General features: G+C 45.3%; 10 protein-coding genes. 5 read left to right on the top strand and 5 right to left on the bottom strand.

Annotation, left to right across the window (positions count from 1 at the left end; translation table 11 throughout):
• Nucleotides 1–264 precede the first annotated feature (264 nt).
• Complete coding sequence (locus ACED59_RS14930) at nt 265–1,191, top strand: LysR family transcriptional regulator (RefSeq protein WP_017098511.1); 927 nt, start codon at nt 265–267, stop codon at nt 1,189–1,191.
• A gap of 225 nt (nt 1,192–1,416) precedes the next feature.
• Nucleotides 1,417–2,670, top strand: coding sequence for a D-amino acid dehydrogenase (locus tag ACED59_RS14935; RefSeq protein WP_017098512.1), 1,254 nt, complete (start codon nt 1,417–1,419; stop codon nt 2,668–2,670).
• Nucleotides 2,671–2,750: 80 nt separating this feature from the next.
• Here ACED59_RS14935 and ACED59_RS14940 read toward each other — a convergent pair whose 3' ends face one another.
• From ACED59_RS14940 to ACED59_RS14955, 4 genes are all read right to left on the bottom strand, one after another.
• Nucleotides 2,751–3,488, bottom strand: a complete 738-nt coding sequence (locus ACED59_RS14940) for a dienelactone hydrolase family protein (RefSeq protein WP_017098513.1) — start codon at nt 3,486–3,488, stop codon at nt 2,751–2,753.
• Nucleotides 3,489–3,605: 117 nt separating this feature from the next.
• Nucleotides 3,606–4,535 carry a pyridoxal-phosphate dependent enzyme gene (locus tag ACED59_RS14945; RefSeq protein WP_029224008.1) on the bottom strand — a complete coding sequence of 310 codons (930 nt, stop codon included), beginning with the start codon at nt 4,533–4,535 and terminating at the stop codon, nt 3,606–3,608.
• Between the two features lie 127 nt (nt 4,536–4,662).
• Nucleotides 4,663–5,961: a sensor histidine kinase gene (locus ACED59_RS14950; RefSeq protein WP_371704964.1), complete on the bottom strand. Its 1,299-nt coding sequence runs from the start codon at nt 5,959–5,961 to the stop codon at nt 4,663–4,665.
• A complete protein-coding gene (locus ACED59_RS14955; RefSeq protein WP_009846415.1) occupies nt 5,958–6,635 on the bottom strand; it encodes a response regulator transcription factor in 678 nt (225 codons plus the stop codon). The genes ACED59_RS14950 and ACED59_RS14955 overlap by 4 nt, the downstream gene beginning before the upstream one ends.
• A gap of 125 nt (nt 6,636–6,760) precedes the next feature.
• On the opposite strand from ACED59_RS14955, the gene ACED59_RS14960 reads away from it, so the two are divergent.
• From ACED59_RS14960 to ACED59_RS14970, 3 genes are read left to right on the top strand one after another with little or no spacing between them, the layout of a single operon-like run.
• Nucleotides 6,761–7,780 carry a glycosyltransferase family 2 protein gene (locus tag ACED59_RS14960; RefSeq protein ID WP_017098516.1) on the top strand — a complete coding sequence of 340 codons (1,020 nt, stop codon included), beginning with the start codon at nt 6,761–6,763 and terminating at the stop codon, nt 7,778–7,780.
• On the top strand, nt 7,777–9,264 hold the full coding sequence (locus tag ACED59_RS14965; RefSeq protein WP_017098517.1) for a glycosyltransferase family 39 protein: 1,488 nt from the start codon (nt 7,777–7,779) through the stop codon (nt 9,262–9,264). The genes ACED59_RS14960 and ACED59_RS14965 overlap by 4 nt, the downstream gene beginning before the upstream one ends.
• Nucleotides 9,251–9,715 carry a GtrA family protein gene (locus tag ACED59_RS14970; protein WP_012603650.1) on the top strand — a complete coding sequence of 155 codons (465 nt, stop codon included), beginning with the start codon at nt 9,251–9,253 and terminating at the stop codon, nt 9,713–9,715. Before ACED59_RS14965 ends, ACED59_RS14970 begins: the two co-directional genes overlap by 14 nt.
• 135 nt (nt 9,716–9,850) lie before the next feature.
• On the opposite strand, the gene ACED59_RS14975 is transcribed toward ACED59_RS14970, so the two are convergent.
• On the bottom strand, nt 9,851–12,250 hold the full coding sequence (locus tag ACED59_RS14975) for a YgiQ family radical SAM protein (protein WP_017098518.1): 2,400 nt from the start codon (nt 12,248–12,250) through the stop codon (nt 9,851–9,853).
• Nucleotides 12,251–12,400 lie beyond the last annotated feature (150 nt).

The raw sequence follows: 12,400 nt of genomic DNA on the forward strand, positions 1-12,400 counted from the left end.
GTATTACTCAAGTGAAAGCCGAACCTCACAGGTGCCATGTCATCGAAAATGTTTCGTTAAGCGGTTTCAAACAGGTTCTTTAAGCTCTTTCCATCTGTCTATCAAGAGTAGATCGAATAAACGAGCATGAGCCTTTAGCTGCCTTGAAGTGACTCGGTGCACAAGTTAGTAAGTGTAAATACGTTCTTGATAAAATGGGATACATGTTCGCAGCCAATTTGTGAGACGCTTGATCTAGTGTCAGTCGAATCACAAGGAAGTTGAATGCATCACTTTAATATCCGCGCTCTTGAGTATTTAAACGCGTTGTCTAAGTATGGCTCATTGCGTAAGGCATCCAAGATGATGAATGTTGACCCTGCTGCAATGAGCAGAATGCTGACCCAGCTCGAAGCGCAAGCGGAAATGAAAGTATGGGAGCGCAACAACCGCCAATCACTGTTGACTGAGGCGGGTAATGAACTGTTGCATTACTATCGTTCCATTGTTCGTGGAGAGGCTGCAGTGCTTACTCGACTAGCCAAGCTTAAAAACCTCAAAGGAGGCAGTGTCAGTATTGCCATCGGTGAAGGGTTTATTACCAACTTGGTGTCAAAGCCGATGCAAACCTTTATGACCCGTTATCCTGATATCAACCTTTCTATTGAAATTGCTGGGGCATTGGACGCGGTCAAGATGTTGGAAGATCAACAGATAGACTTCGCAATAACCTATGCTTCTGCTCCACATCCTAAGCTGCACTCCCACGTTGAACGTAGCCATCCGCTCGAATTGATTGCTCCGAAGGGGCACTTCCTTACGATGAAAGAAGCGCCTGTGACACTGCAAGATATTAAGGATGTGTCTTTGGCGTTGATCGACAACTCAACAGGGATGGGTCGATTGGTCAAGCAGGCCGAGCAAATGTCGCATTTCACGTTAGAACCTAAGCTTCAGACTAACTCAGTCACTGCACTGACTAACTTTGTCTCAGCAGGGTTGGGTGTCACCTTTATGCCTAAGCTCACGGTGTTCGATGAGATAAAGTCAGGACAGATTGAAGTGGTTGCGACCGAGTTGGAGATGCTATCGAAGGCGACGGTTAAGGTTCAATCTTTAAAAGGCCGCGCACTCACGCTACAGGCCGAAACCTTGTTAGATTTCTTACTCGAGAATGCCACTTTCTTGAGTCATGACGCTTACAATATCTAGGCTTAATCGATTTAGGTAACGACTGCTCCCAAACTTCCAAATACCGCCAATATCACAGTTCCAAACTGCCGAATTCGTTTTTTAGTCTAATTGAGTTTATGTCAACGCTCTCCCTATTGATAAGTCAACATACGCAGAATAAGTTACAAACCATTAACGAAACGAGTTTTAGACTGACAGCTGTGTTCGACAGATTTTGGCTTTGTCGGGCATTAGGGGAAGAGAATGGAAGTTATTGTGATTGGCAGTGGTGTTATTGGGTTAACCAGTGCTTGGTATCTGGCGAAAGAAGGTCATTCAGTGACGGTTATTGAGCGTCAAGATAGCAGTGGTAAAGAAACCAGCTTTGCGAATGCAGGGCAAATTTCTTACGGATATTCTTCACCATGGGCGGCACCGGGGATTCCGTTGAAAGCAATGAAATGGCTTACCCAAGAGCACGCGCCTCTAAAAGTGAAGCCGTCACTTTCTCCTGAATTAGTTGCTTGGGCGACTAAGATGTTGGCCAACTGTAATGAAGCCAAGTACGCCATGAATAAGTCACGCATGTTAAGAGTGGCAAACTTCAGTCGAGAGTGTCTCACTCATCTAAGAACCAGTGAAGATTTAGCTTATGAGGGCAGGCAGAAAGGCACCTTGCAAGTATTCAGAAGCGAGAAGCAACTCGATGCTATTCAGCAGGATATGAAGCTATTAACAGAGAGTGGGATCGAACACTCGCTGTTTGATGTTGACCAGTGTCTGTCAGTGGAGTCGGGTTTAGCGGACGTTAAAGACAAACTGGTGGGCGGCTTATACTTATCTCATGATGAAACCGGTGATTGCCATCAGTTCTGTTTAACCTTGACTGAGAAAGCCAAGCAACTCGGTGTTAGGTTCGTGTTTGATACTGAAGTGGTAAGTTTGAATCATCAGAATCAAGCCATTGAGACTATTACAACGACTCAAGGCGAGTTTAAAGCGGATGCTTACGTGGTCGCGTCAGGAAGCTATTCTCGAGAACTATTAAAGCAAGTCGACTTGTCTATACCGGTTTACCCAGTGAAAGGATATTCACTAACATTGCCTATCGTGAATGTAGATAAGTCACCGACTTCGACTGTTATGGATGAAACCTACAAGGTCGCGATGACGCGATTTGATGATCGTATTCGTATCGCGGGTACGGCAGAACTCGCTGGTTTTGACTACCTAATCCCAGAAAAACGTAAAGCCACGATTGATATGGTGATAAAAGATCTTTTCCCACAAGCGGGGGACTTTTCTAAGGCTGAATACTGGACTGGGCTAAGACCAATGACGCCAGATGGCACGCCTATCATCGGCAAGACACCTATCAAAAATTTATTTACCAATACAGGTCATGGAACATTAGGTTGGACAATGGCATGTGGCTCAGGAAAGATCCTAGCAAGCATAGTCAGTGGCTCTGCCAGTGATATTAAATCTGATGACTTAAGTATCCATCGTTATTTGTAGCAACATGATGTAGTGATGGTGAAAGTAACCCCATTCTAAGTTTTAGAATGGGGTTGTTTTTTCTGGGTGGGTATCGAAAGTTATCTGGTGGTGGTTTCTAGTACATGGGTAAATCTATCCCACGATTTCTGGTCAGCTTCTTGTTGATAGTTGTTTGAGCCGAATACGGTAAAGGCATGTGGCGCACCACTGTAGGTGATCATTTCATGCGGAACCTTGCTTGATTCAAGTTGAGCTGCGAGGCTTCCAAAGTCGTGCATTGAGATCATGGCGTCTGCTGTACCATGGAACACGACAACTGGAGCTTTTGTCTCAGAGTAGTCTTGTCCTTTAGGTGTCGATAAACCGCCATGGAAGGTGACATAAGCTTTCGATGGGATGCCAGCACGAGCGGCTTCTAAAACGGCTGCGCCACCAAAACAGTAACCCATCATCACGTTGTTATCTAAGTTACCACCAAGCCTTTTCGCTTCCATCGCTCCCGCATTAAGTAGTGCACGCATTTTTTCTCTGTCTTTATACAACTCGCCTGTGTGTTGTTTTTTGTCTTTCACTTCGGTAGGGCGAATGCCTTTACCAAATAGGTCGATGGCGAACACGTTGTAACCGAGTTCGTTGAGCATCTCAGAACGTTTCTTTTCGTAATCAGTTAAACCATCCCAATCGTGTACTAATAGCACTAAAGGCGCTTGGTCACTGGCTTCACTCCAATAACCTTCGTAATCCATACCATCGACTTGGTAAGTGATGTTTTCTCCTGAAATCGCAGAGAAGGGCAGTAAAACTGAAAACAGGCCGAGCGTAGTGATTGTTCGCATGCGTGATTCCTTTCGATGACAATTGATGTTCCAATCGAAAGTATAGATAACGCGATGATTCTCGCCAGATTTCAGTTTATAACTTGAATAGCTAAACTGGAGAATAAAGGAAAAAAATTACCAAGATGTGTTGGTTTTGCTAATGCTCATCTCCGGATACTTCCGCTGATAGCGCGGCAACATCGATTCATTGCCTAAGATGCCGCCTTGATGAATATAGATGATGGTCTTAGTTGGGTTGTCTTGTTGCCACTGTACTAAGCATTGCCACATCAAAGGGTCATAGAGCAGGTCAAACTCAATGTCAGTTTGCTCTTGCAGGTCTAACCAAGTTTGATAATCCTGCTGATACAACTTACCAAAATGGTGTTTGGTTTTGAGCGGTAAAATCTGTGGGTGATCGGTCTCGCCAAGCTCATTGAACTGCTGCGTTAAGTAGTCACTGCCACCAACACAAGCACAGGTTAAAACCGGGATGTTGTGCAGTTTTAAATGCTTATGAAGATACAGCGCTGTGCTACCAGTACCAGCGGGCAGTGCAACCACAAAATCGTGTTTGTTTTCGAAGCGCGTCCAGCTGAGTATTTCCATCGCCAGTTGCTTCACGCCATATTCAGAAAGCTGAGAACGTCCACCTTCAGGTAACACAATACAATCGGAACCTGGTTGCCTTATTTGTCCAATATACGCTTGTGGATGAAGCTCAGAGCCTGTTTCTTTGACTGAAATAACCTTAGCCCCAAGATCGATAGCGCCACGGTAGTTGCCGAGTGGGCGTTCTTGTAGCCATTGAGGAAGGTGGTCGACGTAAAACTCAAGCGTCCAGCCTTTGATTTTTGCAAGTGCGGCTAGCGAGAACAAGGAGTTAGCTTGAGCTGACCCATAGCTTATTAGAGTGGTGGTGTTTGGGTGATCGTCTTCCAGTAGCTTCATGAACTTTCTGGCTTTGTTGCCGCAAAAGTGGGAGTGAAGCTTATCGTCTCGCTTTAAGAAAAAGGTGTGATCGTTGTATTGATGCTGAGTTACAGGGCTATTATTTAGTTTCATCGCACTTAGACAAAATGCTGACTCAAGAGCCAGCATTTTTAAATCAAAAAGGACTACTGAGTATCTAGTAGCTAGCGAGTGCTGTAAACCAACTAAATCAAGTTTTCATAGGGTATTGAGCTTCGTATTACGAGTTTGCTTGCTTTAATGTGGATAAGGAGGAATCTGTCTGAAAGGCGATTCTTGCAGTACTCCCTCCAGAGTTGCGATTGACCAACTCAAAGTCCCAATGGAAGCGCTGGCACAAGTCGTCGACAATCAATAAACCTAATCCATGACCATTCGGATTGTACTGTTCCTGAAGGCCTTCTCCTTGGTCTTCAATTACCAGGTTGTCTTGTGAGAGAGTGATGCTCACTGTGCCACTATTGGTCGCTGCAATCGCATTTCTCAACAAGTTGCCAACCAACATGTTCATGATCGCACTGGTGGCTTGAATTATAGGCTCAGATTGAACGAGTAGGGATATTTCGACTGCTTTCTCATTTGCTTGTAACGTATTTTTGGAAACGATGGTCTCTAATTCTTGCTGGCTAAACAAGCGCAGCGGTGCATCGTCACTATTTCTTTCGTAACGAACTAGGCCAAGCAGGGCATCGACCATCTCAGACATCTGAACAATGGCTTCATCAATGCGTTCAACCTGCCGAGATTGAAACTCGGTTGTTTCGCTTCTCAATAGCAATTTATTCGCACCACGAGCAACGGTTAGTGGTGTTCTTAACTCATGGCTTGAGTATCGAGCAAAGGCTTGTTCACGCTTGACCAAGGAATTGATTTCTCGACGATACTGATTCAGTTGATCGGTTAGCTGACGAAATTCAACTGCCGCATCATCACTCACACCGAACTCTTCGTTGAGATTGAGTTTATTCGACTCAAGTTGCTCAGAGAGAGAGTTGAATGGTTCAATCAGTCGTTTTGACAGTCGATAGAGCAGAGCACCAAAACTAAAAATTAAGATAGAAAGTAACGTGAGCACAAAGGCGGTCGCGTACACAAGTTCAGAAATAGCAAATTCAACACGGTCTATTTCGGAAAGTAGGATTATTGGGTGGGTTTTTCCTTTGTCAGAATACTCGCCAACATAGACCATTCTTGACTCTGGCTCTTCGCCGATCTCTCCGAGAAAGCTCTCTTTATTTGCAATGAGCTTATAATATTCGGGAGGTACGAATGACGGGTCGTTATAGGCGACCGTCAGATCATCAATTCTTAACTCACCACTTTCTCCGGCTTGAAATAGTTCGACGGCGTAATTGCGGTCAATCAAGATGCGTCTTTCTCCGACCCGGTCTTCAGACATGTAGAGCGCGACAATAAAAACGATATAGACGAACGCAGACACAATCACGGCCATTAGCCCAAAGAAAACAGCTAAGCGGCCGGTGAGGGTTTTAGTGCTTGTCAGAAAGTTGGAAATCAATTCGATGACTCCAAGCGGAATCCTATTTTAGGAACGGTAATCAACATTTGACTGTCAAAAGGCTTGTCGAGTTGATTTCGTAATTGATAGATGTGACTGCGCAGCACATCATTATTGGGTTCATCTTCTTCCCATAATTTGTAGGAGATATCTTCACGAGTCACCACTTCCGGTGCGTTTTGGCAGAGCATCTCAAGTATGGTGTAAGTGGTTGGGTTTAGCGCAAGAAGCTTATCTTGGCGGTAAGCTTTACGGGTTTTTTGGTCGATGGTGAGTTCACCGAACTGAAGTTTTGAAGAGGCTACTTTTCCGCGGTAACGACGAACTAGTGCGTTCATTCTTGCTTCTAAAATATCCAAATCAAAAGGCTTGGTTAGATAGTCATCGGCACCATGCTCAAACCCTTTCAACATATCATCGCGGCTATCTAGCGCGGTCAGCATCAAAATAGGTGTCGCGTTGCCTTGGTCTCGCAATTTATTACAAACCGTGAGGCCGTCCATTCTTGGCAACATCAGATCCAATATGATGATATCAAATGAGTTTTCCAACGCGAGTTGCAGGCCGAGTTCGCCGTTGTCCGCATAATCGAGTTCCATACCAATACACTCAAAATAATCAAACAAGACACCTGCGATTTCACGGTTATCTTCGACTAATAGAACTCGTTTCATTTTGATTCTCATACAGAAATAGACGGTAACATTATCCTGAGTGAGCGTGAAAAATATGTCAATAACATAACTTTCACTTATGGGAGGGTAGATTGGGTTCAGATTAAAAAATAGAAGAACGTATTATGTCTGAACTTCATATAAGCCGCCCTAAGATATCTACATCGCAGATCAACCCTGCGGTTTCTCTGTCTATCATTGTGCCTTTTTACGATGAACAAGAGGTATTGGAAGAGTTCCACTCTCGCCTTACCAAGGTGCTTGATAGCTTGCCCATCAAGAGTGAAATCGTTTATGTCGACGACGGTAGCAAAGACAGCAGCTTGGAGTTGGTGAGTTCATTCACTTCAATCAATAGCTCAATTTCTGTTATCGGTTTAAGCCGTAATTTTGGCAAAGAATCAGCGATGAGCGCAGGCCTTGAGCACTGTCGTGGACAAGCGGTGATTTTGCTAGACGCTGACTTACAAGATCCACCTGAGCTTATCCCGCAAATGATTGCTAAGTGGCGCGAAGGTTATGACGTCGTCAATATGCAGCGCAGCCAGCGTGATGGTGAAACATGGTTTAAGAAGTTTTCAGCAGCGAGCTTTTACAAAGTCATGAACGTGGCTGCGAAGATTGATGTTCCTGAGAATGTGGGTGATTTTCGACTGTTAAGCCGAGAGGTTGTCGACCATATCAATCAGCTTCCAGAACGTAACCGCTACATGAAAGGCATTTTTTCATGGCCGGGTTTCCGACAAGCGACACTCCAATTTAAGCGTGATGCTCGCTTCTGTGGCGAGACCAAGTGGAACTATTTGAAACTCATCGGATTGGCGATGGATGGCATCACATCATTCTCTATCCGCCCACTGCGTATTGCGACGGCAGTTGGTGGATTAGTGGCGCTTACTGCTTTCGTGTATGGCGTCTTCATCGTGTTCAAAACCATGATGTTTGGTGAGCCAATTACGGGTTATCCGTCAATGATGGTCGTGCAACTTGCACTTGGCGGAATCCAACTGTTGAGTATTGGTTTAATGGGGGAGTACATAGGTCGTATTTTCATCGAAACCAAGAATCGCCCTCTTTATCTGATCCAATCGGTCGTTGATACACCCGCATTGAAAACACATTTTAAATTAGAGGAATCAGCATGAGTCTGAACAGAACGCATCTATGGTATTTGTTGGCTTTTGCACTGGTTCTAAGGCTTTTATCTTTGGCGACTTATCCGTTAATGGACACCACTGAAGCGCGCTATGGAGAAATGGCTCGCTTGATGGTAGAAACTGGCAATTGGTTAACCCCTCAGTTTGATTACGGTATTCCTTTTTGGGGTAAGCCACCGTTGTTCACATGGATGAGTGCTGCTGGTATTGAGTTGTTCGGCTTGAGTGAGTTTGCTGTGCGTGCTCCGCATTGGTTAGCAGGTTTCGCGACGATTCTATTGGTCGCGTATCTGGCGAAGCGTACGGGACAAAGTGCCTTAGTGGCGGCTGTTGTATTGGCAACATGTGGGATTTTCTCTATCGCCGCGGGTGCTGTGATGACCGACATGGCGTTAACGTTAGCCATGACCATCGCGATGCTGGGCTTTTACTTATGTTGGCTCGGTGGAGAAGACTGTAAAGGCGAAGGAAGTGAGAGAACCAACAAAACCTGGGGTTACGTTGGATTTGTAGGCTTGGCGTTGGGCTTGCTTGCAAAAGGTCCTGTTGCGATTGTGATCATGGGTATCGCAGTATTCCCTTGGTTGCTATTACAACATGGTATCTTTGGGGCTTTTAAAGTGTTGTGGCAACGCTTTCCACTGTTGTCTGGTTTAGGTGTCATGCTGGCGATTGCCTTGCCTTGGTACATTATGGCTGAAATGGCTACTCCGGGCTTTATTGATTATTTTATTGTTGGCGAACACTTTAAGCGTTTTGTTGTGAGTGGTTGGGAGGGCGATTTATACGGTTCTGCTCATGATGAAACCAGAGGCATGATCTGGGTGTTTTGGATTCAGGCCGCTGCGCCGTGGTCGATTGTATTACCTATTTTAACTTTCGCTCGTCGCAAGAAAATTGCGGAAATTAACGCTGAGAATAGTGGGTTGTTTTCATTCCTTGTCTGTTGGTTGATTTCGCCACTGATTCTTTTCACTATGGCGGGCAATATTCTCCCTGCGTACGTACTGCCGGGGATTCCAGCCCTTGGGATGCTGGTTGCTATACTTGTGGTGGAAAAAGATAAGAAGTGGTTTTCGAGTGTGGCTTTGGTGCTACCTGTGCTGTTAATGATTGCGATGGTTTACCTGAACTTAGGGAAGGCGAACGAGAAAAGTGACCGTATTATTTTTGAACAGATTACGGATTCTGCGCCAAGTTTTTATGTGGGTAAAAGACCATTCTCAGGGCAATTTTACAGTCATGGGCAAGCGAAAAAGCTTCTTGATATCGAGCAACTAAATGGCATCGATAAATTCTATTTGATCGGCCATAAAGCGGAAGTGGAAATTAAGATCAAAGAGAACGCATTAACGTGTATTTTGGAACCGACGGTCAAGATTAAGCGTGCTCTGTTCAGCTGCCATCACCAGAGCAACACACCAAATTTTTCGTTGAATCATATTGAAAGTGAAAATGATGTTCAGCGTTAACTCAAGGCTACGAATGTTCAATGACAAGCTTCAATCACATAGCCAAAGACTACAGTCCCACCACAAGATGGTTCGATTTGCTGTGGTTGGTGTTGGTGGGTTTGTTGTTGATTGTTTGGTTTTTGCATTGCTGCATTATGTTGTTGGGCTGCCTTTAATGATGGCGCGAATTAGCTCCTTTATTGCTGCTGCAACGACGACATGGTTGGGTAATCGTATACTGACTTTTGAATATAAAGGGCGAGGTCATTGGTCTGAGAAGCTGATTCAGTGGCAAAAGTTCATGTTTACCGCATCAATATCAGCGGTACCTAATTTGCTGTGCTTTAAGCTGATGACGGAATTGCTTCCTACCTTTATCGGAGCTGTTTTTATCGCAATGGCAGTGGGGACTCTTGTCGGAATGGTCACCAATTACCTATTTAGCCAGTATTGGGTGTTTACGCGTTAGATAAGTAGGTAACCCCCCTTGGTATCTAAGTATTTACGTGGCTAAGGAGCTAGCCATTGGCAACGGGCACAAAAAAGCGCAGCTAAAAAGCTGCGCTTTGTGTTTTTACCATAGCGAAGTCAATGGGTTGCTGTCTTAACGTTGTGCTGCGCGTTGGCGATTCTTGCCGTTACTCACAGGTTTACCACCTTGACCATTACCCGCTTTGTTACGGTTTGACTTGCCATTCCCGCCGCCATTGCCTTGAGATTGCTGACTAGCAGGGGCTTTTTTGATGAAGCCAGTCGCTGGTTTATTACCATTACCGTTCTGCTTCCCGTTGCCCTGATTGCCGTTGCTTTGGCTACCTGTTGGCTTCTTACCACCCGGTTTAGGCTTATTGCCGCCAGGCTTAGAATGGCTACGTGGGCTTTCGCCACCAAGACCTGGTTGAGACTTACTGTGCTTAGTCGCAAAGCGCTGTGAGCCGTGACGACCAGACTTACGACGCTGCGCCGGTGTCTGAGCTTCAAAATCTTCTTCTGGTACTAGACAGTTTGCTTTGTCACCAATTAGGTGCTTTTTACCCATGCTGATCAGCGCTTCACGGATGATCTTCCAGTTTTCAGGATCGTGGTAACGAAGCAGCGCTTTATGCAGACGACGTTGACGATCACCTTTCGGTACAGGAACATCTTCACGCTTCTTATATTTCACGCGTTTCAGAGGGTTGGTCTCTGAGTAGTACATCGACGTTGCATTACACATTGGCGATGGATAGAAGTTCTGTACTTGGTCACACTCGTAGTTGTGCTTTTTCAGCCACATTGCAAGGTTAAGCATGTCTTCATCTTCTGTGCCCGGGTGAGCAGAGATGAAGTAAGGAATTAGGTACTGTTTCTTACCGGCTTCAGCGCTGTATTTCTCGAACATCTCTTTGAAACGATCGTACGTGCCCATGCCTGGCTTCATCATCAGATCCAGAGGGCCTTTTTCAGTATGCTCTGGAGCAATCTTCAAGTAGCCACCAACGTGGTGAGTCACAAGCTCACGTACGTATTCTGGAGATTCAATCGCTAGGTCGTAACGTACTCCAGAAGCGATCATGATCTTCTTAACGCCCGGTACTTTTCTCGCAGAGCGGTACAGGTCAATGGTGTGTTGATGGTCTGTGTTTAGCTTTTCACAGATTTTCGGGAACACACATGATGGACGACGACAGTTAATTTCAGCTTTTGGATCTGAACAACCTAAACGGTACATGTTCGCCGTTGGGCCGCCCAAATCAGAAATCGTACCGGTAAAGCCAGGTACTTTATCTTTAATGTCTTCGATTTCATCCAAGATCGATTCTTTCGAACGGTTCTGAATGATACGACCTTCGTGCTCTGTGATTGAACAGAAAGAACAACCACCAAAACAACCACGCATGATGTTAACCGAAGTTTTAATCATGTCGTATGCAGGGATCTTTGCTTTGCCATACATAGGGTGCGGAACACGCTTGTACGCAAGGCCAAACACGTAATCCATCTCTTCAGTTGCAAGAGGAATTGGCGCTTGGTTTACCCATAGTTCGCGGTCACCGTGACGTTGAATAAGAGCACGACCTGAATACGGGTTAGTCTCTAGGTGCAGAATACGGCTAGCGTGAGCGTAAAGAATACGGTCGTTATTGAGCTTTTCGAAACCAGGGATACGAACCGCGGTTGTTTTTGCATCGTGACGAGAAGGACGAATAGTAATTGGCTGCGCCTTTACTTCTTCTTTTTCATCTTTCTTGGTATCACATTGCGTTTCTACTTCGTACGGGTTAACCGGAACGTAGGCTTTGTTCGGTTTTTCGATACGAGAAGAATCAATAATTTTGTAACCTTCAGGCGCTGCAGGCAAGTTGATAGCAGTACCGCGGATATTGGTCAGCGTAGACATGTCTTCGCCATCGGCAATGCGGTGTGCCACTTCAACCAGTGCACGCTCAGCGTTACCAAAAAGAAGAATATCTGCTTTTGCGTCAAACAATACAGAGCGACGAACTTTATCTGACCAGTAGTCGTAGTGAGCCACACGGCGCAAACTTGCTTCGATACCACCAAGAACGATTGGCGTGCCTTTGTAGGCTTCGCGACAACGTTGGGAATAAACTAGAGTTGCACGGTCAGGACGCTTGCCACCTTCGTTGTTTGGCGTATAAGCATCATCGTGACGTAATTTGCGATCAGAGGTGTAGCGGTTGATCATGGAGTCCATGTTACCCGCTGTAATGCCGAAGAATAGGTTAGGTTTACCTAGCTTCATGAAGGCGTCTTTATTGTCCCACTTTGGTTGCGCAATAATGCCCACGCGGAATCCTTGAGCTTCAAGCAAACGGCCAATGATAGCCATGCCAAAGCTCGGGTGATCGACATAAGCGTCACCAGTTACAATAATAATGTCACAGCTATCCCATCCAAGAGCATCCATCTCCTTTCTACTGGTAGGCAAAAAGGGTGCAGTTCCGTAGCACTCGGCCCAGTATTTTTTGTGTTCGTGAATAGGAGTGATATCGCTGTACATATTTCAACCTTTGATTTTTGAGGCGGGAATTATAGCGGCATGAGCCTAGACTAGCCAGTAGAACATGCCCCTGTTAGTTTTGATGTCTTTCGTATTTTTACGGTAAATGGCGACAGAAGAGCCATACATCAGCATAGTTGAAGCCTTGAA

It is taken from the genome of Vibrio sp. FF266 (assembly GCF_041439695.1).
GTDB lineage: Bacteria > Pseudomonadota > Gammaproteobacteria > Enterobacterales > Vibrionaceae > Vibrio > Vibrio tasmaniensis_A.